Origin of the sequence: Pseudoalteromonas sp. SG45-2 (assembly GCF_014164115.1) — a bacterium.
GTDB lineage: Bacteria > Pseudomonadota > Gammaproteobacteria > Enterobacterales > Alteromonadaceae > Pseudoalteromonas > Pseudoalteromonas distincta.
In genome coordinates, this window is record NZ_JACJEO010000006.1 from 173,169 (window position 1) to 197,730 (window position 24,562).

At 38.0% G+C, this 24,562-nt stretch carries 18 protein-coding genes, 1 tRNA gene and 1 pseudogene; 7 read left to right on the top strand and 13 right to left on the bottom strand.

What is annotated here, in order from left to right:
- The 5 genes from H5116_RS06155 to H5116_RS06175 form a co-directional block, all read right to left on the bottom strand.
- Entirely contained in the window at positions 1-2,703 is a 2,703-nt protein-coding gene (locus H5116_RS06155; protein ID WP_182715736.1) for a VCBS repeat-containing protein, read from the bottom strand.
- Positions 2,704-3,017: 314 nt separating this feature from the next.
- Positions 3,018-3,695 (bottom strand): DUF799 domain-containing protein, encoded by a 678-nt coding sequence (locus H5116_RS06160; RefSeq protein WP_165743139.1) that lies wholly within the window; start codon positions 3,693-3,695, stop codon positions 3,018-3,020.
- Position 3,696: 1 nt separating this feature from the next.
- On the bottom strand, positions 3,697-4,044 hold the full coding sequence (locus H5116_RS06165) for a DUF4810 domain-containing protein (protein ID WP_008165258.1): 348 nt from the start codon (positions 4,042-4,044) through the stop codon (positions 3,697-3,699).
- Entirely contained in the window at positions 4,044-4,724 is a 681-nt protein-coding gene (locus tag H5116_RS06170; RefSeq protein ID WP_076923668.1) for a CsgG/HfaB family protein, read from the bottom strand. Before H5116_RS06170 ends, H5116_RS06165 begins: the two co-directional genes overlap by 1 nt.
- 360 nt (positions 4,725-5,084) lie before the next feature.
- The gene (locus tag H5116_RS06175) at positions 5,085-5,801 is read right to left on the bottom strand and encodes a DUF1223 domain-containing protein (protein WP_182715737.1); all 717 of its coding nucleotides are present in this window, start codon (positions 5,799-5,801) and stop codon (positions 5,085-5,087) included.
- Between the two features lie 177 nt (positions 5,802-5,978).
- Here H5116_RS06175 and H5116_RS06180 point away from each other — a divergent pair, with 177 nt between their 5' ends.
- Positions 5,979-6,656 (top strand): glutathione S-transferase family protein, encoded by a 678-nt coding sequence (locus tag H5116_RS06180; RefSeq protein ID WP_182696547.1) that lies wholly within the window; start codon positions 5,979-5,981, stop codon positions 6,654-6,656.
- Between the two features lie 53 nt (positions 6,657-6,709).
- Here the strand turns inward: H5116_RS06180 and H5116_RS20305 are convergent.
- Positions 6,710-6,946 (bottom strand): annotated as a pseudogene (locus H5116_RS20305) (sodium-independent anion transporter); the annotation flags it as partial.
- Positions 6,947-7,567: 621 nt separating this feature from the next.
- Between H5116_RS20305 and H5116_RS06185 the strand changes: the two are divergent.
- The gene (locus H5116_RS06185; RefSeq protein ID WP_182715738.1) at positions 7,568-8,095 is read left to right on the top strand and encodes a hypothetical protein; all 528 of its coding nucleotides are present in this window, start codon (positions 7,568-7,570) and stop codon (positions 8,093-8,095) included.
- Between the two features lie 268 nt (positions 8,096-8,363).
- Here H5116_RS06185 and H5116_RS06190 read toward each other — a convergent pair whose 3' ends face one another.
- From H5116_RS06190 to gss, 6 genes are all read right to left on the bottom strand, one after another.
- Positions 8,364-10,082 carry a SulP family inorganic anion transporter gene (locus tag H5116_RS06190; protein ID WP_182715739.1) on the bottom strand — a complete coding sequence of 573 codons (1,719 nt, stop codon included), beginning with the start codon at positions 10,080-10,082 and terminating at the stop codon, positions 8,364-8,366.
- A gap of 257 nt (positions 10,083-10,339) precedes the next feature.
- Positions 10,340-11,131 carry a hypothetical protein gene (locus H5116_RS06195; protein ID WP_182715740.1) on the bottom strand — a complete coding sequence of 264 codons (792 nt, stop codon included), beginning with the start codon at positions 11,129-11,131 and terminating at the stop codon, positions 10,340-10,342.
- Positions 11,132-11,440: 309 nt separating this feature from the next.
- Positions 11,441-14,380 carry a TonB-dependent receptor gene (locus tag H5116_RS06200; protein ID WP_182694014.1) on the bottom strand — a complete coding sequence of 980 codons (2,940 nt, stop codon included), beginning with the start codon at positions 14,378-14,380 and terminating at the stop codon, positions 11,441-11,443.
- Positions 14,381-14,989: 609 nt separating this feature from the next.
- Complete coding sequence (dps, locus tag H5116_RS06205) at positions 14,990-15,514, bottom strand: DNA starvation/stationary phase protection protein Dps (protein ID WP_024595435.1); 525 nt, start codon at positions 15,512-15,514, stop codon at positions 14,990-14,992.
- 236 nt (positions 15,515-15,750) lie between these two features.
- Positions 15,751-16,119, bottom strand: coding sequence for a DUF2237 family protein (locus H5116_RS06210; RefSeq protein ID WP_182715741.1), 369 nt, complete (start codon positions 16,117-16,119; stop codon positions 15,751-15,753).
- Between the two features lie 135 nt (positions 16,120-16,254).
- Entirely contained in the window at positions 16,255-18,117 is a 1,863-nt protein-coding gene (gene gss / locus H5116_RS06215) for a bifunctional glutathionylspermidine amidase/synthase (RefSeq protein ID WP_182715742.1), read from the bottom strand.
- A gap of 288 nt (positions 18,118-18,405) precedes the next feature.
- Between gss and H5116_RS06220 the strand changes: the two genes are divergently transcribed.
- From H5116_RS06220 to H5116_RS06235, 4 genes are all read left to right on the top strand, one after another.
- Positions 18,406-19,239 (top strand): mechanosensitive ion channel family protein, encoded by an 834-nt coding sequence (locus tag H5116_RS06220; RefSeq protein WP_182694396.1) that lies wholly within the window; start codon positions 18,406-18,408, stop codon positions 19,237-19,239.
- A gap of 241 nt (positions 19,240-19,480) precedes the next feature.
- The gene (locus H5116_RS06225) at positions 19,481-21,553 is read left to right on the top strand and encodes a catalase (RefSeq protein ID WP_182715743.1); all 2,073 of its coding nucleotides are present in this window, start codon (positions 19,481-19,483) and stop codon (positions 21,551-21,553) included.
- Positions 21,554-21,656: 103 nt separating this feature from the next.
- Positions 21,657-22,127 (top strand): GFA family protein, encoded by a 471-nt coding sequence (locus H5116_RS06230; RefSeq protein ID WP_058154198.1) that lies wholly within the window; start codon positions 21,657-21,659, stop codon positions 22,125-22,127.
- A 100-nt stretch (positions 22,128-22,227) separates the two neighbouring features.
- Positions 22,228-22,701, top strand: a complete 474-nt coding sequence (locus H5116_RS06235; RefSeq protein ID WP_182673298.1) for a VOC family protein — start codon at positions 22,228-22,230, stop codon at positions 22,699-22,701.
- Positions 22,702-22,919: 218 nt separating this feature from the next.
- Here H5116_RS06235 and H5116_RS06240 read toward each other — a convergent pair.
- A tRNA-Leu gene (locus H5116_RS06240) sits at positions 22,920-23,004 on the bottom strand.
- Positions 23,005-23,395: 391 nt separating this feature from the next.
- On the opposite strand from H5116_RS06240, the gene H5116_RS06245 reads away from it, so the two are divergent.
- A complete protein-coding gene (locus H5116_RS06245; RefSeq protein WP_182715744.1) occupies positions 23,396-24,385 on the top strand; it encodes a fatty acid desaturase in 990 nt (329 codons plus the stop codon).
- Positions 24,386-24,562 lie beyond the last annotated feature (177 nt).

A 24,562-nucleotide genomic window follows, 5' to 3' on the forward strand; every position in this document is an offset into this window, starting at 1 on the left:
TTAATGAGTTAAAAACATTCCAACATTAGTGCCAAAAACTAGTGGCACTGTATCTTTACCTATTTTGCCAAATTTTATTGAGTTACCCATTACTTCTCCCGCTAATGGGTAGCCTTGCCATATAATGTCACCTGTCTTTGTACTAACTTCAGAGATAAGACTTGATTGTGAATAATAATTATTGTCACTTGAGTTTGTGGTAATTAATACATTATCAGAATAAGGTAATTGTATTAGGCCTGTTACTTCACCATTAATTCGAGCTTTTAGTAATAGTTCTAAGTCTAATGAAAAAGTAACTAAATTACCCTGATATGAGTATTCAGGAGAAAAACATAAAACACTATCCGTTTGAGGTTGTGCATAAAGACTCTTACATTCCTCTGAGTTTACTGAACTGGAGCGCATGCTCAGTTTATTATTCTCAAAGGTAAGAGTTGTTAGGCTATCTCGAGTACTTAGTATTACTAATTTTTCCCCTAAAGTACTTGTTGTGGCAGTAATTGAGGTGATGGCACTGCTAGCTGTCCATGTAGCTAGAATATTATTGTTACTAATGTCGTGTACGGTAAGTGTTTCATATGTGGCTATTAATGCATCGTCATAGCCATCGTTATTAATATCAGTAACCTCTAAAGCATTATAATTAGAAGAGTCATCTTCTGTCGTTACTTGCCATTTAGAAATATCAGACTCTAATTCAATTACGTTTAGGGAAGGAGAGTAATTGCGAGTTCCAAATATAAATAATTCATCATAATTGTCTGAATCTATATCACCTATTGCTGCTAGGGCTGCTTCGAGAATATTTGATGAGCTATTATAATTAGGTGTAACTTCACCATCTTCATTCATAGTTAAGTATCGAGGGCGAATATAGCCACTATTTGTACTAGGAATTATATAAACTGCCGCCTCTTTTTCAGGGCTTATATTTGCCCACCCAGCTGCAATATAGGAATCGTATTGTGAAGGTGATTCTCTATTTGCGTTATGCCATAAAATTTCGGGATTTGGAGTAATACCAGCGACTACTAGTATATCTTTACCTGAACTGCTTAAGCCTGTCCCCCAAACAATTTCTTCTTTACCATCATTATTAATATCGCCAACAACCATCGCAGCGCTGCCATGATCTATAAGTGGCAGTGTCCACAGCTCTGCATGGGTATTAACAGTAATATCGTAGGCGTGAACTTGACCCCATTGGCAGTCGCCAATTATTATCTCATCGGCTGGGTCGTTATCTATATTTGCTGTGGCTACAGAACAATTATCCTGATTATTAATAGTTAGGATTTGAGAGCGATCATTAGCATTCCATACTGTTATCGAATTCCATCCTTCAGTGCTAATGATCTCATCTATACCATCGCTATTTACGTCACCTGTTGCCATAATTGGGCCAAAGCCGTCAGCGTTAAACCATTGACTGCTAGCACTTTGGATATCAAAAACTTCACCGTTTGAGAGTATTAATTCTAATGATGTGTCGCTATCGATATTGGCAACAGCTATTTCAATAGGAGAATCTCCCTCTAGAGAAAAGCTAAAAAGCTCTGTTTGAAAATTATTGTCGTAAACAACAGCTTCTTTAGCGCTATAGCTTTCACCAAAAATTACGATTAATTCAGGTTCGCTATCACTATCAATATTTTTTACCATAAAATTGTGGATAGTTTTACTTGTCGAAAATACACTGCGAGGGGGCTGTGTAAAACCACTTACTTGATAGATATTATTATTTGTTCCTACAAAGGTATTGTTTACGCCATTATCTTCTTTAAATACAGATAGGCGCATTTCATTCTGATTACCGCCAAAAGAGTATGGGTAGCTGTAAATTGATTCGAATCCATCGCTTTTTTGAGATATAACAGACAGTCCACCTAATTTATCAAGCACCAACATTTCGTTATTTTCATCGCCAATGAAGTTACCAATTTGCATACCGTTAGATATATGGGTGAGCTCAATATCCTTTCGCATTGTAGGTGCTTTAAAGTTTGGTATTGTTACATTTATTTCACTAACTAATGGCTCAAGGGTTCTATCAGATGTAAAAGCAAATTTAACCGTATTTTGTTGCGTTATCATAGGCAATAGTGGGGTCCATTTTACTTCCCCTTTGCTTGATACCGTCATTCCAGTGGGTCCGTATAATAACTCGACTGGGGTGTCTGACTCAGCATCTTTATTTACATTGAATGTAACTTCTTCACCTGCTTTTGCTTCAGTAGGTGCGCTTGATAAAGACAACGTTATTGCTCTATCAAGTGTAAAAATAGCACTGCCGCCAGTGCCTGATTCATACCATTGCATTTGTTGTTCATTAGGAAAACTAGCAAATAGCTCAAGGTTAGCCCCAACAATATAATCAAAAGAACTTTCACAGTCATACCCTTGATTTTGTTGCTCAAAGCTTAGGGTTAATGAGTGACGTTCACCGCTATCAACAGATGCATCAAATGAGTAGCTACCGGTTACATTCGACTGATTAGAATTGATTTCGAAACTACCATCTGTATTAAACTGAAATGTTTCTAAGCATTTATTTGGGTACTCGTAAAACCAAGTGGCACTAATTGATTTTGATGTTTCATTAACAGCAGTTACAGCGGAGTTTGGGGCGTCTTCACCCCCGCCACCGCAACCGGAAATGAAGCTCGTTGATAAAAATATTACAGAGAGTAGCTTTCGCATTACATCTTCCTTAATCTGAGCTTTGATAAGCCATATAAATAAACTGAAATATAAGATTAGCCATGACGCTGAGCATAACTAATGTATAAAAGTGAACGAATTGTGAATAAAAATAATCAGTAAATCTAGTTAAATCATAATTATTTGTAAACATAAGTAAATTGAACGACTGCTAAAGTGGTTGGTTTGAGATAATTAATAGTCGTACGGCTGTTGCGCATAGCCGGTACTAATTGAGCGTCCAAAAAAAAGGCCGGTTACTACTTGGTAGTACGGCCTTTTAAAACTCTAGAATAGATTAGTAATTATAAAGTTTATTTTTTCTTTTCGCTTGGTGCTGGTTGGCCATAATTAGGTGAACGAGGTCCATATAATAAGCCGTTGTAAACATCTGAAGAAAGTAAGCGTGTTGAAGTCATTGCTGCGATTTCAAAGCCTTTATCGGTTACCGTTTCAGCAATTTGATTGATTGCTGCAATAACAAGCATACCTACAAGGCCACCACCGCCATTACTTTGTTGTTCAGCTGAAGAGGCTCTTGCTTTACCTTGCCATAATTGCTCGCCAGTGCGTAAATCAACTAGTGAGGCTGACACAGTTACAGCTGTTTCGCTAGAAATTACAACATAGCTAGTGCCGTATTCTTCAATAGTGATGTAAAGCGCAGAGTCTGCACCAAAAATTTCATGTAATTTATTCGCCGGTACTTGGTGTACGTCGCTTGCAACAGTGAGGCCATTACCTTTAAAGGTTTGATCAACTAAAGCAACAGGAAAAACATAAAAACCCGACTCAGCTATAGGCGCGACCATTTGAGTCATCACACTGTATGGTGCAATTACTTCAGGTGTATTATTTAGCGGAGGTAAAATAATAACTGAGTGAGGGTCTGCTTGTTTAAATGCTGTGTAGTCATGTGCTGGTGGAGGTGAAACACAACCAGCGAGTAATGCGACTAATGCGATCGCTGTGTATGATTTTAAATTAAGCATATTAAGCGCCTTTCGCAGATTTTAGAAGGAAGTCGATGTAATGAACTGATTCTGGGAAAAGTGATTTCTCAGTTTCGAAGTGAGTAGTGCCTAATGAAGGATTACCCGTTTCAAAGTACAGCATACCTAGGTGAGCATGTAGGCCAGGTGCAACATTCTTACTTTTGTTTGCGGCATCGGCAATAATTTGCTCAAGCATACTAATTTGCTCTTCGGCTGTTACGTCATCTGCTTTTAAATAGGCGTATACGGCAGTGCTATAGTCGCCGTAATAGTAAATAGGTTCTTTCGTTGAGTTACAACCCGTTAGGGCTATACAAACAAATGCTAAGGTAATTAGCTTTTTCATTATTTATTGCCCCATTGGCCAGCCTCAAGACCAGTAACTAACTTGTTAACGACTTCGCGAATAGCTAGGTCAAGTACTTTGCCATTTAATGTGGCATCGTATGAAGCTGTGCTACCAAAACCAATAACTTCACGTTCTGATAGACTGTATTCACCAGCACCTTGCACTGAATAAATAACTTCTGATGTAGTAACATCAACAACATTAAGCGTTACTTTAGCATAAGCAATTTGCGATTTACCTTTACCCAATAAACCAAAAAGCTGGCGATCGCCAATGGCTTTACGGCCAAACTCTGTTACATCACCAGTTACAACAAATTTAGCACCGCTAAGAACTTGTTTTGTACCTGTTAACTTTGCCTCTTCCGCAAGGGCTGCCATATTGTCGCGATCAAGCACACTAAAGCGATTTGTTTGTTGTAAGTGGCTCATTAGTGTTGTTTTTGCTTGGCTACCTAAACGGTCTTGGCCTGATGCAAATATACCATTTTGAAAGCTCGAACGGTTTACAAACTGACCTACGACTAGTTTGCTTTTTGCACCTGAGTAGGTTGTGTTATAGCTAGCAACAGTTGGTGTTTCTATTACTTTTGATGATGTTGTAGCACACCCAGCTAAAGACGAAGCTGTAATTGCAGCGATTACAATTGTTTTAATGTGGCTTTGGTTAATTCGCATAAATTTTTGTCCATATAGATAATTGCAGAAGTTTTTATTGATAGGCGCTTGATTTTTATACTTATAAGTCAATTACTTATTTCAAGAGTCCATTCAACTTACTTTATAAACAAAAGTTGATGTAAATACAATGTTATTTATGTTTTATACAGATACACACAATGAAAAAGAATAAATTCTTTGTAATAACAATGCTAATTCATTAGTTTTTAAATTATTGAAAGCCTTTTTCTATAGTTGATATACAAGGAGATTTATTGCGCGCTGAGTTGTTAATTAGTAATTTTATTCAATTAACTGTAATTTTTAAAACCAATCGGCTGCAACTTGTAGTGGGGAAGGATCGCCTTTTTTAGATACCTAAAACACTAAGGCTTGCTTTGTTGGCGATATTTTTTTAGCGCGAGGCAGGGTTAAGTCAGCTAATGATAATTGCTGCTTGGTCTGCATGTCATTTTGCTCGTAGCCAATAACAACAAAGTCGTGTTTTAACTTATGGCCTGCGTTTTCGCCGCTGTGTATTTGTGTTTCTATGCCAAAGCCTAACAGAGCTACATGGGCTATTAAGTTTTGGTCAGTATTATCTTCGATATTAACAGTATCGTATTCGAGATTAATTTTACTGTTGTTTATAGTCGCTTTTAAATTACCTAAATAACGGGCTTTAGCTACAGGAATAGCTTGTTTATAAAACCAACCTTGCCACCCGTTGCCGTTAACCATAAATCCTGGAGTAGCTACAATCCTACTTTTACCGAGTGCCTTATACGTGCGTTGTCTTTTACTAAACACAGCAGAGGCAAACGGGTCTTTCCAACCCAAATAATCCCAATAAGTAACATGAAAATTAATAGGGATAAAATCAGTCCATAGTTTTTCATCATCTGTAAGCGTTGAAATCCAGCGCTCTGCTGGTGGGCAGCTACTGCAACCTTGCGACGTGTAAAGCTCTAAAAAGGTAGTCGGATTAGCTGTACTGGAAATAGTTACTTGCTCAGCAGCTTGGCTTTGAAAGCAAAAAATTATTAACCCAACAAGTGAAATTAAAAATGGATGGGATAGTGCTTTAAAAGGCATGTTACTTCTCGCAAAGGCTGATATTGCATTCAGCCTAAATGATATTTACGAATGTAGTATCACGAAATACTCACAATTAAATCACGTTTTAACTGTGTATTTTACTTAGTTAAAACTTAATTTGAACACCCGCTCAAGTTGTGCTTTAATCGTTGCTCAATTATTGAGGAACTTTACATGATTAAATTTTATTTTCACCATACTCCTAACCCAATGAAGGTTGCACTCTTTTTAGAAGAAACAGGCTTACCGTTTGAACTTGTTCCTCTTGATACTTTAAAAGGTGAGCAACATACACCTGAATTTAAAGCAATTAATCCAAACGCTAAAGCGCCAGCAATTGTTGATGGTGAAACACGTGTGTTCGATTCGAATGCTATTTTAATGTACCTTTCTGAAAAGTATGGGAAGCTTGAAGGCAAGGGCGAGGACCGCGCTGAAATGCTGTCGTGGTTAATGTTTATCGCATCTGGTTTAGGTCCGTATTCAGGGCAAAGTGTACACTTTAGACACATGGCGCCAGAAGGGCTTGATTACGCGGTTAATCGCTATTTACGTGAAGCGCAGCGCCATTACGAAGTACTTGATACTCACCTTGAAGGTCGTGACTTTATTGTGGGTGATACGTACACCATTGCTGATGTATCTGCATGGGGCTGGATTGATAAAGCACCGGTTGTATTGGGTGAAGAGGGTTTAGCACCGTATCCAAATCTTAAGCGTTGGTTTGAAAGCATTGATAGTCGCCCAGCAGTTGCACGTGCACGCGTGATTGGTACTGATATAGCCTTTAAAAAAGAGTTTGATGAAGATGCTAAAAAAGCGTTTTTTCCTTCAAACTATCCAAAAGTATAAAAAAGTACTCAATACAATAAGCAGATCAGCTAGCTGATCTGCTGTTTAGTATTTTATGGATGTGTGAGCGCCTCTTTATTTTCATCTGCCACGAATAAATTAACTTCCTCTGTATGCTGGCTTACGCTATTTCTTTTTAGGGCGATGTATAGGTCTGAGTGAATGTATATGCCCTCTGTTCCTGACTTCATACCGGCAATTTCAAACCATGAGAGCAGCTGGCGTTTTCTGCCTGCAAGTTCAAGCCTTATATCGCGCTTTTTAAATATAACGTCGAGGTCGGCAATGATTGGTATTTTCTTTTATGTGATTAAAGTGATTGCTAAATTAACTGGCATGAGGTTGAACACATGGTTCATCCACAGTAATTTAAGCATAGATCCAAAGAAATAAAAAACGGGCCTTCATGAAGTTATAAGTATTCAAATACAAATTATTTAGGCTAACTTAAAGCCATATATCCTCAAACTTGACTCCGAGGGTATGCTATTAATTTAACACCTTGTTGATAGCTAGGCTTATCAACAAGGCGATACTGAATTATTACTTTTTAGTTGCTTCGAGGTTTGAAATATTTTTTGTATATTCTACACGGTGATTTATATGGACATTAATTATTGTAGTGCAGAGTTCGCAACAAAAATAATAAGGTTAGAATAATCGATGAATTTAAATAGGTACTAAAAGTATTAAAAAACAAAGGATAACCCCTCCACCTCTAATTTACACGTAAGCTTATTTACTTTGGGAGTTGAGTTATTACTCGTCAATCAAGTTGGTGTTAGTCTTGCAACTGCTTTTATGATGATAAAGTGAATTTATTAGTCGTATTTTCAATTATCAATAATTTTTATTAATTAGTGTTAGTAGTTTTACTAAACCACTATTTATTTAATGCGGAGATAATAGCCATGAAAGCGAATATAAGCAGTGGAGATAAAGCCACTAAAGTGGGTGGTATTTTTGACAGCGAACATAAAGCTAAAGCAACCTTTGATATTTTAAATAATGACGAGAATTTTGTAAAACAAAGCATAAGGCTAATTCCACCTCACGATCAACATTACGATGAAAAGGTTGAGCCTGAAGATAAAAAAATTGCTAAAACTATGTTGAAATCACACTTAGTATTTGCCGTAGTTGGTCTTGTTTTTGGTGTGATTATTGCCAGTATACTCTTTTTATTAGAGTTTGAATTTTTACAACAACACATCCTAGAAACATATGTTTCGATAGGTATTCTTTGTACTTTTGTTGGTTTACTAATTGCTGGAGCTTTTTCGTTAAGGCCAGATCACGATGATTTGATCAATAATATAAGAGAAGCAACTCGCTCGGGTCTGTGGGCGATTGTTGTACATACCGATTCCCACGAGAAAATGGAAAAAGCAAAAGATCTTATGCAGCCACACGCTGTGTCAATATCGACGACTTTATAATGCTAATTGACATAATAATTTAACCAACAAGGTTGTATAGTAGTGTTGTTGGTTAAACCGTATTATAACTTAGCTGCTCTATTGATGTGACTTCAATATCAGAAGCCTGTTAAGAATTTAGTTATTTTAGCCCATTAAATAGCTTATGTAGTGAATTGAAAATAACTTACAGGGCAATCAGGGGGCTTAGCTGTTTAACTAATCATAAAATACAGTTACTCTTTTTTATTTTATTGCCGTTTATAATTTACAACACGGCTAATTCTTCCTAATTGGTATGAGCTTCGAATAAGGCAACTTCGTCGGTAGGCTGGCTTACACTATTTTTTTGTAGCGCAACATATAGATCGGAGTGAATATATATACCTTCTTTTCCTGACTTCATTCCTGCAATATCAAACCACGAAAGTAACTGACGTTTTCTACCTGCAAGCTCAAGCCTTATATCACGCTTTTTAAATATAACGTCGAGATCTGCAAGCATGGCCATTACACTTAAATCTAAATGAGTAAAGCAGGGCACAGCGTCAATTATTACACATTGTGTATCGTCTTTTTGCCTTGCGTATTGCTCAAGTAATCTGCGTTTAAAGTAGCTGGCATTAAAGTAAGTTAAAGGTGAATTAAAGCGATAGATGAACACACCTTGCACTGCTTTTGCTTTATCTGTGGCGTCTAAACTTCTTACTACACCGTTAACATCTACGCCTAATATGTTGTCTGTTGGGCGCATAACAGTGCGAATAAATTGAAATAACCCTAGTAATACAGCAAGTGTGATCCCTGGTATAACGCCAATAAATAACACCGCAAGTAAGGTGGCTGAGGCGAGGTAAAATGCCTGTTTGTCTTTTCGTTTTAATTGCCAAACAGCTTTTAAATCGAGTAAGTGTACAGAGGCAATAATAAGTACAATACCTAGCGCTGCGCTTGGAATAAATTCAAGTGGGGCTGTTAAAAATACAGCTATGAGCGCAATAATAGCTGCTGCAATTATTGATACTAACTGTGTTTTACCACCTGTTGCATCGTTAACCGCGGTGCGTGAGTCGGCGCCACTGACGGCAAAACCTTGCGAAAGAGCTGACGCTATATTGGCAATACCCAACGCTCTAAATTCTTTATCGGCGTCTATGTCGTAGCCATTTTTAGCAGCAAAGCTGCGGGCAGTTAGCATCATACTAACAAAGCTCACGATGGCTAAGTTAAGTGCGGGTACCACCAGCTCACGAATAATCCCTAAATCAAAAACAGGGGTATTAAAAACGGGAAGCCCGCCAGTTACGGTGCCAATGGTTTTTATATCAAATTGTTTTAAATCAAAAATCCATACCAAAAGTGCACCAAAAGCAATAGCAAACATAGATGCAGGCCACGTGGGCTTTATCCGTTTCATGGCAAAATAGACCGCCAGTGTAAACAAAGCCATTAATAAGGTGGGAACATGTGTTTGCGCTAGGTATGTGGGCACACCACCGAGGCGTTCAAGTAAGTAGCGCTCATCAAAAGTAAAACCAAATACTTTAGAAAATTGACCCACAATAATAGTGATGGCTACGCCGTTTAGTAAGCCCATTAAAATAGGTTTAGATAAAAAGTCGGCTAATACACCTAACTTAAATTTACTGGCTATAAAGCACCAAAAGCCGGTCATGGCGGTCATGGTGACAACAAGTTGCCAATGCTTAAAGCTGTCACCTGCAGCAAGAGGTGTTACTACAGCGGCAATAACGGCGCAGGTTGCGGCATCAGGGCCGACTATTAATTGTTTTGAAGTACCAAAAAGTGCATATAGCATCATTGGCAGTATGCAAGAGTATAACCCTACGGCGGCGTTAACACCGGTTAGTTGTGCGTAAGCAATGGCAACAGGTAAAGCCACTGCAGCTACTGATAGCGCCGCCCTTACATCATCAGCAAACCATTGGCGTTCATAGTGCAGCAATGTATTTAAACCGGGCATAAAATTATATAAACGCGACAGCACCTTAGTTTTCCTGCTAATAGTTACAACGTTTTGATAGTAAATTTAATATTCAAATAAGTATAGCTAGGACGACGGTTATTTTAATAAATTGCAGGTGATTATTTATCAAGATATTAAATTTATAATTTGGCAAAAAAGTGAAAATTGAATTTTCCTGAGGTGTCTTTTAATCAGCTTATGTGCGTAGTATTAATGTACTGATATTGAGCACCTCAAGAAATCACTAAATCTAAAATCTAGTTTTAAATTTTTTAAGATTATTTAGCACCACATGCCGGATATAACTCAAGCACCTCTGTTACTACTTGTCCAAATAAGGCTTGTTCTTGCTGTGTTAAATCTATAGCAGGAATAAATGGCATTGTGTCTGTTAATTCCGAGGTAATGATTTGATAAAAGGTCATCGCTGTAAGGACATTCCCAGCATAGGATGCATGATTACCGTCGGCACTATGAAGGTTTATACTAGGCATTATTTCTAATACTCGATTCCACACGAAGCCAACTGGCGCTATGCAGCTAGGTTGTTTTTGACTGATTGCTAAATGGAGGTCGTAAACCTGCTTTGCTTCTGCTGGATCCCCTTTTTGAGGATGCTCTGGAAATAAAATAGGTGTAATTTTATGCTCTTTTGCGTTCGAGATTAATCGCTCAGTTGCGCTTGTAGGGTAGTCAGTCGAACCTGATTGTGAGTACTTTTGGCCTTGAAAAATTGCATGACTCCAGTTATCACTTTTTAATTTATCGACATTCGCATTTACTGCGACTATTTCATCTAAAAATCGACCACTGACAGTCATTATTTTGACTGAAGTGCTAGGTAACTGGCTTGTAATAATTATTTCTAATAAGCCCCCTAACTGTGAACTATGGCTATTACCATAGATAATTATTTTGTAGTCACTTAAGGGACTGTTATTAATAACCGCTTTTGATTGTGGTATTTCAATGCTTTCAGCCTCTTTTGTTTTACTTCCCCCAGAGCCGCATGCTGTTAATAATAGTAATGATAATGTGATTGATATTGTTGTTATGTATTTTAGAAACATTGTTAATCCTTTTTTCGTACCAATTATAAGTACAGCTTTAGAATACTAGACATTTTATAACCAAGCTGCAAGGTTGCTGGTTTTTAGTGCAATGTATGGTGCTTAGTTTGTGCGCTAAAAGTGAAGTGCAGAAGGTTGATATTGTTTACGCGGTATCTAAATTTTAGTTTGGGGTATTATTCAATAATAATTTTATTGCTTTAAATAAATATTTAGTTATAAAAATTGTGCGATGTTTTAACACAAGTGCCACTTTTTTATAGACGTAAAAAAGCCTGCATAAAAGCAGGCTTTAGTTTTTAGGGAAAATTAAAATTTAGCGCGAATACCAAAGCTGTAACGGCGATCCGCTTCAGTGTACTTCCAAGCACCACCTAGTTCAGATAGGTAAATAGAAGGCTCACCCGTTAAGTTGGTCGCATTACCTACTAAGGTCACGTTTTCGTTAATATCCCAGCTTGCAGAGAAGTCTAACTGGCCTCTGTCGTCACGGTAGTTATTACCGTAAACAGTACCTTCTGCTGAAATACTGCCGTCTGAGTTAATATTTTCTACACGTTTCTCGTTTTCAGTATCTAAGAAACTGTCACGGTAGTTATAAGCTAGACGAGTAGAGAAACCTTCGTATTCCCAAAATACTTGTAAGTTATACGTATTTTTAGAAATATCTAATAACGGGTTACCGTTTGGTTGCTCGCTGTCTGCGTATGTGTAGTTTGCGTTAATGCCTAAGCCAGAAAATGCACCAGGTAGGTCTGTAAAGAACTGTTGATAACCAACTTCAAAGCCTTGTACTGAGCCGTTTTCACCGTTTACATTTTTAACAGTATCGATACCCGTTAGTCCTGCGTCACGTAAGCCTGCTACATGGTTAAAGCCATCAGCATCTACTGGGAAGTCAGTTGCATCCGAGTAAACTAGGTTGTCTTGTGAAACACCTGCAACGTCAAGCTGACATACTTGGTTCCATTGAGTTACGTTTTGACCTGTTGAAGTGCTTGATGCAGCTACACAGCTACTTTCGTTACTTAAGAAAGATTCAACATCTTTATAAAATACTGCGAAAGAAATTACGTTACCTTGGTCAAAGTAATGCTCTACAGATAAGTCGTATTGCGTTGCACGATATGGTTCTAAATCAATAGAGCCTTGCGTTGCACCTGTGATGTCGTTATTAACGTCAAATGCAGGGCTTAGTTCGCTAAAGTCAGCGCGGCGCATAACTTTTGCTGCAGCAAAGCGGAATAATGTTTCGTCTGAGTAGTTATACGTTACGTTTAAGCTTGGTAAAAAGTCGCTGTAGTCATTGTCGCCAGTTACTTTTTCGCCATTAAGAAATACGCTTGATTCTAAATCTGTAGTTACATAACGACCACCCACAATTGCAGTGATGTTATCAAAGTCTAAGTAGGCTGATATATACACGGCAGCAGTATCTTCAACTACGTTGCGGTATGCGCTTTCTTGGAACTCTTGGTTATCTGAAAGACTACCTGTTGACGCTAGGTTAGTACCTGCAAGTAACTGCTGAAGCTGAGCGTAAGTATTGGCCGGGTTAGATAAACCGTTGTAGCTTAAAAAGGTTAGTAGGTCGTTTTGTCCCGAATGACCTAATTGGTCAAATGAGTTGTCGTGGCTAACTGTTGTAAAGCTATTTGAAAAAGCAGCGTTGTAGTCATCAACCCATAAAGTGGCTAACGAACCGTCTGAGTCGTTAAATGCATTTTTATAAATGTCTTTAATTTCTACTTTGTATTGCTCATATTCGTAATCGCGGTTAGTAACACGTACACCCGCTTTTACTTTAGATACCCAGCTTAAGCTGCTGAGTGGCTCAAACATTTCAACATCAAAACGAATAGCTGTTTCGTCATTGTCTGTTCTTCTATCTTCACTTTTAAACGTACGAAGTGCTAAGTTTTGTGGGTCAGTAAATGCATTAGGATCTGAATGAATGATGCTTGGTAATTTATTACCGTCTTGAGAAAATGCACCATCATATAAATGATTTGTTAGCTGAGTTCCACCACTTGCTTCAAATGTTGATTTTTCGATTGGGCGAAGTGTAAATTCAGAATCAGGTCTTACGCTTTCTGATGATGCTACCGCAATTTCACCAGAGATTTTGATACTGTCAGTAAGGTTCCACTCTGCACCAAGTGCATTTGAAAACGAGTCAGTTTCACGAAAGTCACTGTATGTTTTAGGAATACCAAACTCGTTTGTTAACGTGTAATTATTTACGCCGTTAGCATCTTGAGTTGTATTTGCATCTGTTGATAGTGAACCTGCGACACCTAAAATAGAGTTACCAGCTTGTTCACCTGAGCGCTTTGTGCCGCTTAAATCAAGATACACCATGCCATTACCAGATTGTGGTGCCCATTGAAGAGATAAATTTACAGCAGTTCGTTTACGCTGCTCTACGTATTGTTCAACACTGTGCTCGTCTCTTACGATAGCGTTGCCACTAGGTGTATTACCTTCTTGGCCATTAATTTCGATATCTTGAGGTTTAACACGGCTAGATGTTTCATCTTGGCGAATTTCGCGATCTTGGAATGAAAACATAGCAATGGCACCAAAGGTACCCATTTCATCAAAGTCCCAGTTGTTACCAATTGAACCACTAAAAATAGGAGCTACATTTTCTGTTTTATCAGCGTATTCGCCATCTAATGAAACTGCGCCAGTTAGTTTATCTAACTCTAATGGGCGAACTGTCTTTAAACTAACTGTTCCGCCTAATGCACCCTCAATCATATCGGCAGTAGGAGACTTAACTACTTCTACTGTTTTTAAGAAGCTTGATGGGTAATCTTGCAAGCTAATGCCGTCACGAGAGTCACCAATAGTAGAGCGACCATTTAATTCAACACGGTTTTGAGGTAAGCCACGAATCGAAACACTGTCACCCACACCAAAATCGGTATTAATAGATACGCCAGTAATACGTTGCAACGCTTCTGCAATATTATTATCTGGTAACTTACCAATGTCTTCAGCAACAATCGCATCTACAATACGTCCGTCAGTACGCTTAAGCATAGCGGCGGCTTTCATACTGCCTAGCATGCCTTTTACTTCAATAACTTCAATGTCTGCAGCTGCCGTTTCTGAAGCTGCGGGAGCCTCTTGCGCTGCAATATTTGAAGAAGCCATTAATAAAAGGGCTGCGGCACTGATTGTTGTAGAGCTACTTCTTTTATGCTTATTAATTAATGTTGAAGTAATTTGATTGAGTTTCATGTATCTCTCCCGTTTGGGTACGACTTGCGTCATTGTGTGTGTGTTGTTACTTGGCTTGGTTAACCAATTTAACTGTTTCTTTCCTGTAGTGTGTCATACAGGTGGTATGGTTGAAATTAATCCAATTCAACTTTATTTACAACCTTTGTTTACCAAAATTTCACAATGTGTATTACAAAAACCTCTTTTATTTTTCTTATATTTAATAAATTTAATGGCTTATAGGGTGTTTTTATTTTTTGTATTTTGAATGAATTTTATTGAAGTATCTTTACCAAAGGCATTTTTATATATTATTTGTACTATTTAATACATTTGTTAGTACTATTTTGAAATTTTATGTCGTACTTTTATACGTGTTTAGTTTACTTTTTAAGTGATATTGAATTGGAAGAGCGACCATTAAAAGTTCTAAATGATTTATAAATTTGCGAAATAGTGGAGAGGTTAAAATAATTAAAAATCATTTTGGTAATACCAATTTTCTATTGTTTTTATATTGATTTTGTACTAGCTGGGGTGGGGGCGGTAAGCTAGGTAGCGATAAATAGATTTTTACGCAAAAAAAAGCCCAGCATAACAATGCTGGGCTTTCTTACTTTAGATGTATTAGCTTTGTAATTCGCCTGTAGATGATTCTAAATGTGCTCGTATGAACCACTGAAATTGCTCTAAATCGGCTAGTTGGCTGGTGATCATATCTTCAGAGACCGGATCTAGCTCAGAAAGAGTCTCAATTGCTTTGCGGTGATCGGCATTAACGCCATTATATACTTTATCAAGCGCAGCCAAATGTTCGGTTACTAGGCCTTTGCCTACTGAGTATTCGTCCCAAGTACGGCGATCTACAATTGATTTTGGTGTGCCAACAGGTACTGCACCAAGAGTCGCAATTCGCTCTGCAATTGTATCTGTCATTTCGCGCACAATGTCTACTTGTGGGTCTATCATTTCATGTACGCCAATAAAATTAGGTCCCACTACGTTCCAGTGAATATGCTTTAAAGTTAGTTGTAAGTCTATCAATGCAACCATGCGGTTATCGAGGGTAGCTATTGTTTTTTGGGCTGATTCGTCACTCATACCTGGCGCGGTAAATTTAGTTGTTTTGTTTGATTCGTTATTGTTACTCATAATTTCTCCTACATTAAGTAATGTGTTGCTCATATAATATGTTGCGTTATGAGCATGACTTAAACTTAATGAAGCAACTGTTATGCCGTAAGTTGCTTTATTTGAAAAGTGATTCAAAAACAATTGGTTATATTTTAAATTAAGGTTTCTAAGGCTGCAGAGGAGATTGGGTTTTTGAAAAGCCTGCATATATTTGTAAAATATGCAGACTTCGATTTAGTTACTCTTAGGTGTATTTAAACGTTGGCTATGTATTCGTGCGCTTTTAAAACATCGAGCGGCACTATTTCTAATGATTTTTTATTTGTAGCCTCAAGCACCACTGGTGGCGCAACGTTTGCTGAAATAGCATGAAGCCATCTTACTGCACACAAGCACCATTTATCACCGGCTTTTAAACCTTCGAAATCGTAAAGAGGGTTCGGGCTTATTAAATCGTTACCTTGTGATTTTGAAAATTGTAAAAATTCATCAGTCATAATTGCACACACACTGTGATTGCCAAGATCTGATTCTGGTTCATAACAAAACCCTTCACGTGTGTAGCCACCATTACCGCAACATAGTTTTAAGCGTGTGCCGAGTACATTAAATTGATTCGCCATGAAATACCTTAATTTGTGGTGTTTAATAAATTTACTCTAACAGGAGTAACTCGCTTGAGATAGCTATAAAACTTAAAAGAGGGAAGGGCTACACAAACTTAAGCCCGCAGCAAATTGCGGGCTTAGTATTGTTTATTATTTAATACGCAGCGCCATACAATCGCTATGACCGTTTATGATCATGCTTTTATCAACACGCACGCCACCACCAGAGTATTTACCGGCGGCTGTAAAACTACATATTTGTACAAAGTAGTCGTCTACTTTAGGCAGTGCAAATAGTTGTTGGTATATTTGGTCTTGCTCTGCAAAGTGCCCCATTGTTTTTTCTATAACTTGCTGCTGCTCATCAATAAGTTGAATATTAGCGCCACAGCGTCCTACTATTGGTTTAACTACATAACCGGATTGTAATAACTCGTCGTTAAGCTCAAACGCGGTATTAAGTAAATATTTATGATTAGGGAATAAGCTCCACAGTATTGGCAAAATAGCCTTGTTACTTGGAATTAATGTCCACAGCGGTTCAAACACCATGACATTTTTACGCAGTAATACATCGACTAAGCGTGGCGTTTCACCAGCTTTGAATTGTGGTTCAAAGTTATCACCTAATGATTGGTCGGCTTCGCATTCTTCACGAATTTGATCAAGTGCGGTTTCCCACGACCAGGTTTTCCATACGTAACTCAGTTGTGCGCCATCAGTATCTACTATGTTGCCTGACTCATTCCAGCGAAGTGTGCTTAAGCCAATTACTAGCTTACATTCAAAGCCTGCGGCTTCAATAGCTTCTTTCATAAATAATGCGTGGTAATGTTCTTCTGGTTCATCATCTTGCAGAATATGAACAAGACCTTTTACCTCACTTTTACGCCATGCTTTTACGAGATCTTTAAATAAATTTTGGCCTGCATCTACACCTGTTTTAACGCCAAAGTGTTTTGCCCATTTACCCTGAACTTTGCCGCTTTCCATGTAACACGATGCCGAATCGCAATTGTATTCGTAAACTTTTAAACCTGCTGCTGTTAAGGCAAAGTCAAACCGGCTGGTAATTAATTGGTTTAAGCGGTTATCCCACGATTGGCGAATTTTATTAAGCACAACATCGGGTAAATTAAACTTTTCTAATAACTCAGGGTGCTGCAATACATAGTCGGTTGCATGCATAAATAAGCCATGCAGCTCATTTGTTGCATGCTCAATGCTTTGCTGCGCCGTTTGAGATATTGCAAAGTAATTATGCTGATCCTCATCTACGGATGTAAGTTTATGGCCTTGCATCATTTCTACGTAGGCAGCTTCATCGTCATTCGCAATATTTAACCATGACTTGTTTGCTTGGCCTGTATCTGCTGCTTTATGGGCTTCTATAGTAAATAAGTCAGTGTTTAGCTCAAACGTTGGCTCAGCATATTCTGTTTCATCAGTTTGTGTCATCCAACCTAAAATAGTGGCGTCGCTGTAAGAGCACTCAATCCAATAGTCGCCATCTTTAGTTACTTTTGCTTTTAGTTCACGGCACCAGTTTTGATTTGTTGGCCATATTTGATGCCCTACATTTTGCTCAGCAAGACGTATTTTATCTTCATGCACTTCAACAATGACAGCAACATGACCTGTTTCTTCAAACTCGCCGCCTTCTTCCCATATAAGTAAACTACCTACTTGAGGGGGATGTTTAGCACCATTTTTAAACGCGTTTAGTGGCAATCTGTTTTGGCTATTTACATCGCGCACTGAACGCAGCTCAAAAATATCGTAAGCCATGGCTATGTCATCAAAAATATAACCATGATTGAGGTACATCCATCTACGGGCAAATTCAACGCATTGCCATTTATAGCCCATGTAAATACCGTCTAGGTAACTACGATAGGCGCTACGATTAGGATAAATGCTTTCATCAGCCGTATCATAATCAGATGAGTAAACAGCAACATTACCAGGTGCATAACCTAATAAAGTACCAAAATCACTAGCAGAAGATTTCATAAACAAAGATGTTCAAAATAAGGTGTGATAATTTGCTGACTATATGAGCCAAACTGCGTTATAGCAAGATATTACTGGGTATAATCTTTAATTAAATATTGGTGCTAAATAGGGCTTAAAATTATATTTTATTAATCCATAGTTTTAAAAGCAGTAGTTAAGAAATCCCTCCTTCAAAGTGTTTATACATGTAAAACTGAACCTATATTCGTACTTTAGTTAATTTTTTGTTAAACTATTGCGTTTGGCATAGCAAAACTAGCTAAAAGTTTTAAAACAGGAAAAACAATGGAAGACATAATAAACAACATTGATATTAATCAATATTTACCCGCTGCAATTACGTGGGCAACCAACATATTACTAGCAATTGCAATTTTACTTGCGGGCTTATGGTTAGCGGGCAAAGTACGCAATTTAATTATTGGCTTGTGTCATAAATACACACATCTTGACGATACGCTTTTTCGCTTTTTAGGCAGCATGGCTCGCTACATCATATTAGCGTTCGTTATTATTGCTGTGTTAAATCGCTTTGGTGTACAAACAGCCTCTATTATTGCTTTACTCGGTGCTGCGGGACTTGCTATAGGCTTGGCGTTACAAGGTGCAATGTCGAACCTTGCCGCAGGCGTTATGTTGCTAATATTTAGACCTTATAAAGTGAATGACTTTATTGAGGCTGCAGGGCGTTTTGGTAAAGTAACAGAAGTAGATATGTTTACTACTATTTTACAAACGTTCGATAATCAACAGGTTATTATACCAAATAGTCAAATTTGGGGCGCGCAAATTATAAACCATTCACATCATCCAATTCGTGGTGTAGATATGCATTTTGGTGTTGCTTACGGTGAAGATACAACGGCTGTACGTAAAGTTATAGATGGGGTACTTGCAGCGCACCCACACATACTAAAAGATCCAGCGCCTTTTGTTGAAGTAGAAACTCTTAACAGCAGCTCAGTAGACTTTTTAGTAAGGCCATTTTGTAAGGGCGAGCATTACTTCGATATTCTTTACACAGTGCCAGAGTTAATTAAAAAAGCACTAGATAAAAACAACATTGAAATACCTTTCCCACATCGTAAAGTTATTTTAGTTAACGAGAATAAAGATTAACTAAATTTAAAAATGCATAAACCTAAGAGCACTTTTAAGTGCTCTTTTTTGTGTGAAAAAGTTACATACCTGTGTAACTTTTTCTTTTATAAATCATCTCAAATACTACATTGTTATCTGTACAGCCCTTTTTTACTAGGTTGGATGGCTGGTCTTTATTTTGCATTTGCATAGTCGCTTTTAGCTTTAAAGCTCATAAAAACTATTGACCCATTAAATCAAACTGTATGAAGGACTAAACATGGCTGAATCATTTAAATACTCAGGTAATAAAGGGCATGGCGGCGAATTGCATCAAAAAGCGTCGGATGAACACCCTACCATGACCACCGCGCAGGGCTGCCCTGTAAGTGACGATCAAAACTCATTACGTGCGGGCAAACGTGGCCCCGGATTATTAGAAGATCACATAATGCGCGAGAAGATCTTTCACTTTGATCATGAACGCATTCCTGAGCGTGTAGTGCACGCTAGAGGCTATGGTGCACACGGATATTTTGAAACTTACGACACGCTTGAAGATTTAACCTGTGCAGATATTTTTCAGCGAAAAGGTGAAAAAACGCCTGTGTTTACTCGCTTCTCTACGGTTGCAGGTAATAAAGGATCACCAGATTTAGCACGTGATGTACGCGGTTTTGCGGTAAAATTTTATACCCAAGAAGGAAACTGGGATTTAGTGGGTAACAATATACCGGTATTCTTTATTCAGGATGCAATGAAGTTTCCTGATTTAATTCATAGCGCTAAAGCCGAGCCTGATCGTGGTTTTCCGCAGGCGCAAACAGCACATGATAACTTTTGGGACTTTGTGAGTTTGTCACCTGAGTCAATGCACATGGTTATGTGGGCAATGTCTGATAGAGCTATTCCACGCTCTTTACGCTTTATGGAAGGTTTTGGTGTTCATACCTTTAAATTTATTAATGCCAAAGGTGATGAGAAATTTGTTAAATTTCATTGGAAACCAAAAGGCGGAATGCAATCTGTAGTATGGAACGAAGCACTTAAGCTAAACGGCGCGGACCCTGATTTTCATCGCAGAGACATGTGGGAATCTATTGGCAACGGCGACTTCCCTGAGTGGGAACTAGGTGTACAGGTGTTTGATCAGCAATTTGCTGATGAATTTGAATTTGATGTTTTTGATGCCACCAAGCTTATACCTGAAGAGCAAGTACCAGTGCAAATTGTTGGTCGTATGGTGCTTGACCGTGTTGTAGACAACTTTTTTGCAGAAACAGAGCAAGTAGCATTTTGTACTCAAAACATTGTACCGGGGCTCGACTTTACACCTGACCCGCTACTGCAAGGTCGTAACTTTTCATACTTAGATACTCAAACCAAGCGTTTAGGTGGTCCTAACTTTACGCATATTCCGGTCAATGCGCCTAAATGTCCAATGCGTCATTTTCAGCAAGATGGCCACATGGCAATGCACAATCCAAAAGGGCGTGTTAATTATGAGCCAAACTCATGGAGCGGCGACGAAAACAACCCGCGCGAATGCCCAGTACATGGCTTTAAAAGCTCAAAGGAACCTGAAGTAAGTGGCGGTGATAAACTGCGTTATCGCTCAGAAACATTCAGCGATCATTACAGTCAAGCTCGTCAATTTTATTTAAGTCAAACAGAGGTAGAGCAGGCGCATATTCAATCTGCGTACGTGTTTGAGCTGTCTAAAGTTGAGCATTTGCCAATACGAGAACGTTTGGTATCGCACTTGGTAAATATTGACGAAACCCTCGCAAATAAAGTTGCCGAAGGTCTTGGCTTGCAAGAAATGCCAGATCCGGCAGAAGCTGCTATGCCAACACGTAAAGACTTACCTGTCTCTGATGCGTTAAGTATTTTGAAAAATGCGCCCAACACCTTCAAAGGCCGTAAATTAGGTATTTTAGTAAGTGATGGCTTTAATGCAGAAGTTTTCAATTCGGTTACCAATGCACTTAAAAGTGAAGGTGCAAACTTTGAAATTATTGCCCCGCAAGTTGGCGGTGCTAAATGCAGTAAAGGTAAGCACTTTAAAGCTGATCAGGTTATTAATGGTGGTCCATCGGTTTTATACGATGCGGTACTTGTACTCACCACCGAAGATGGAGCTGAAAAACTAGCTGCCATAGCAGAAGCCAAAGACTTTGTAAGTGATGCGTATGCACATATGAAATTTATAGGCTTTACAAATGAGGCTAAGCCTTTATTTAAAGCGGCAGGCCTTGATGGAAAAGTAGATGATGGTTGGATAGATTTAGAGGCACATTCAGCCGATAAATTTATAAATACATTGCGTAATTTAAGATATTGGGAGCGTTAGTAAGCTCAATAATTAAAAAAACCACAGCATGTAATTGTTGTGGTTTTTTTAGCTCACCGAGTTAAGGTATTAGTTCAAGCCAACAATAAATATTGGATATATTATGAAGCTTAATGGCGCTTGTCACTGTGGCAAAGTGGTATTTACGGTCAACTCAAAACACCCTTATCCTTACAATTTATGTTACTGCTCTATATGCCGTAAAACCGCAGGGAGCGGCGGGTTTGTTATTAATTTAAACGCGCAATACAGCACGCTTGAGGTTACAGGGCGTGAACACATAACTATTTATCATGCAAAAATAGGCGATAAAATCAGCCCTGCAGAGCGTCATTTTTGTAAGCATTGTAGTGCTAACTTGTGGTTATACGATGCACGTTGGCCTGAGCAAGTTCACCCCTTTGCTGGTGCAATAGATAGTGAGTTACCCATACCGCCAGAGCGCACTCATTTAATGCTTGGTAGTAAAGCAAATTGGGTAAATGCGCCCATTAATGAAGGTGACAAGCAGTTTGAAGAATACCCTGATGAAAGTATTGCTGCTTGGCATAAACGTTTAAACCTCGAAAAGTAACGCAATTTTTTGTATGAGCTAAGCTTAAATTTAGGGGCAATTAAACGCATATTTAGTTAATTAAATATTAAAAATCACCGCGTAAGTAAAGGAGAATATTATGGCAGTCTCAGCAATACCAAAAGGGTTTCATTCAGTTACACCTTATTTAATTATGAATGACGCACAAAAAGCGATAGATTTTTATTGTGATGCATTTAGTGCTGAACATGTAATGCAGATGCCTTTACCTGATGGTGGAATAGCCCATGCAGAAATAATAATTGGTGATTCGCATATTATGCTTTCAGATAATGGTTCTGAAGAGCATTTAAAAAACCCAAAAGAACTCGGTGGTACAGCGCTAAGCCTTATGCTTTATGTTGAAGATGTTGATACCGTGTTTAAAAAAGCAATTGAGCTTGGTGCAACAGAAATAAGACCCGTACATGATCAGTTTTATGGTGATAGGACCGGCACACTACAAGACCCATTTGGTCATATATGGATCATTGGTACACATAAAGAAGATGTTAGTGACGAAGAGTTAAATAATCGAATTGGGAATATAACAAATCAAGAGCAAGACGCATAACTCGCATGCTAATTAGATTTATGTACCTTTCTAATTACATTGATGGCTTTAATGGAAGGTTTGTGGCTTTTGCTTAAACTTAACTAGGTTTTACCTTGTTATCGACACGGTTTTCTTACCTAAAAGTAGCTCACTTCGTAAAGCGAAGTGGTATAGATTACTAGTTAAATTTTAGGCATAAAAAAACCTCAGCCAATAATTAGCTGAGGTTCAAAAAGTGGTACCAGCGGCCGGACTCGAACCGGCACTCCTTTCGGAAGGGGATTTTGAATCCCCCATGTCTACCAATTTCATCACGCTGGCATAATTTTTCTTTAATCTTTTAAGCATAAAAAGATAAAGAAAAACCACTTAAAATAAAAAGGATACTTATATACCTCTTATTCTGTATCCGCATTATACAAACAAAAGAGGGGGCGGCAAGCATTTTCTTTTGTTTGTAATAACAACTGATTGATAATTAATCGTTTATAGCAAGGAGACTCCACCGGCAAATTTTTTAAGTCTTTTTGGGCTGATATATAAAGCGAATATTTTGGGTTATGAGTGCTATTAAATTGTTATGCGATTGAATAAATGAGCAATTGAACTATTGATAATAGTGAATCGTATTATAATAATTATTCCTGCTTTATGCCGATTTTGCGCTTGATTCAGGTATTATTTGTACAACAAGGTTTTTAAGACATTAATTATGACCCAATTAAGTGCCAAACAGAACATTCAATCGATTGTTAAAGCTATTAAGGCAGAAGAAGCATTACTTCGTCAAAAATACCCATTACTTGAACATCAAAATACCTTAGGGTTAATTATTTTATTGCTGTCGCTTAGCGCATTAATTGGTGTTGGTGTTTTATATTATTTAGCCCTAATACCTGCTTGGGTGTGTATAGTGCTTGCGGCTATTGCTGCGTCTATTTCCCATGAGTTAGAGCACGACCTTATACATAAACAATACTTTAGCAATCAGCCTTTCATGCATAACTTTATGATGTTAGCAGTATGGTTAATGCGGCCAAATACTATTAGCCCATGGTACCGACGTAAAATGCATTTACACCATCACAAAACCTCAGGCACACAACAAGACCTAGAAGAACGCTTGGTGGGAAACGGTATTAAAAATCCATTTTTACGTGCGCTAGTTATTGTAGATGGGTTATTAGGGTTAGTTATTTCTACTAAACGTTTTAGAAAAGAAATTAATGGCTTTAGTTTTTCGAGTGTTTTTAATGCGGGATTTCCGATAGCGACTGCGTATTTTGCTGTTTTATATAGCGTTATTATATTTCATATCGTTGATTTATTTATACCACTTTCGCTAAATTCACCTAATTGGTTGTTAAGTACAATGGATGTGTTTGAATTTTTAATGGTTGTGCTCATTGTGCCTAATATTATTCGTTCAAGCTCGCTTAATTTTGTTACCTCAAGCATGCATTACTATGGCGGCGTTAATAATATGCTTGAACAAACTCATGTACTAACGAGTCGTTTATTTATGCCGTTTCACTTGTTTTGTTTTAACTTTGGTAAAACGCATACCATTCATCATTTTGTGCCAAATCAGCCGTTTTATTTACGCCAAATGCTAAGCGAAAAAATACTTAAAGTAATGGCGCAGCATAACGTGCGCTTTAACGATTTTGACAGCATTAAAAATGCGAATGCTTATAAATAATTACCTCCAACATTAGGAGGTTCTACATTGCTATTCTTATTTTATAGTTTGAATAGCAATTATGTACCAAGCCTATTACTCGTTAACTTCCTCTATCCACCACCGCGCTTATTAAAACTCACTTTACGTGCGTTGGTTGACTATTAAATGCCATTTTAAAATCAACAAAAGCAAAAG

Excerpts from the sequence above, each read along its gene's own strand:
- H5116_RS06155 (WP_182715736.1), bottom strand. The coding sequence starts at position 2,703 with ATGCGAAAGCTACTCTCTGTAATATTTTTATCAACGAGCTTCATTTCC.
- H5116_RS06160 (WP_165743139.1), bottom strand. The coding sequence starts at position 3,695 with ATGCTTAATTTAAAATCATACACAGCGATCGCATTAGTCGCATTACTC.
- H5116_RS06165 (WP_008165258.1), bottom strand. The coding sequence starts at position 4,044 with ATGAAAAAGCTAATTACCTTAGCATTTGTTTGTATAGCCCTAACGGGT.
- H5116_RS06170 (WP_076923668.1), bottom strand. The coding sequence starts at position 4,724 with ATGCGAATTAACCAAAGCCACATTAAAACAATTGTAATCGCTGCAATT.
- H5116_RS06175 (WP_182715737.1), bottom strand. The coding sequence starts at position 5,801 with ATGCCTTTTAAAGCACTATCCCATCCATTTTTAATTTCACTTGTTGGG.
- H5116_RS06180 (WP_182696547.1), top strand. The coding sequence starts at position 5,979 with ATGATTAAATTTTATTTTCACCATACTCCTAACCCAATGAAGGTTGCA.
- H5116_RS06185 (WP_182715738.1), top strand. The coding sequence starts at position 7,568 with ATGAAAGCGAATATAAGCAGTGGAGATAAAGCCACTAAAGTGGGTGGT.
- H5116_RS06195 (WP_182715740.1), bottom strand. The coding sequence starts at position 11,131 with ATGTTTCTAAAATACATAACAACAATATCAATCACATTATCATTACTA.
- H5116_RS06200 (WP_182694014.1), bottom strand. The coding sequence starts at position 14,380 with ATGAAACTCAATCAAATTACTTCAACATTAATTAATAAGCATAAAAGA.
- dps (WP_024595435.1), bottom strand. The coding sequence starts at position 15,514 with ATGAGTAACAATAACGAATCAAACAAAACAACTAAATTTACCGCGCCA.
- H5116_RS06210 (WP_182715741.1), bottom strand. The coding sequence starts at position 16,119 with ATGGCGAATCAATTTAATGTACTCGGCACACGCTTAAAACTATGTTGC.
- gss (WP_182715742.1), bottom strand. The coding sequence starts at position 18,117 with ATGAAATCTTCTGCTAGTGATTTTGGTACTTTATTAGGTTATGCACCT.
- H5116_RS06220 (WP_182694396.1), top strand. The coding sequence starts at position 18,406 with ATGGAAGACATAATAAACAACATTGATATTAATCAATATTTACCCGCT.
- H5116_RS06225 (WP_182715743.1), top strand. The coding sequence starts at position 19,481 with ATGGCTGAATCATTTAAATACTCAGGTAATAAAGGGCATGGCGGCGAA.
- H5116_RS06230 (WP_058154198.1), top strand. The coding sequence starts at position 21,657 with ATGAAGCTTAATGGCGCTTGTCACTGTGGCAAAGTGGTATTTACGGTC.
- H5116_RS06235 (WP_182673298.1), top strand. The coding sequence starts at position 22,228 with ATGGCAGTCTCAGCAATACCAAAAGGGTTTCATTCAGTTACACCTTAT.
- H5116_RS06245 (WP_182715744.1), top strand. The coding sequence starts at position 23,396 with ATGACCCAATTAAGTGCCAAACAGAACATTCAATCGATTGTTAAAGCT.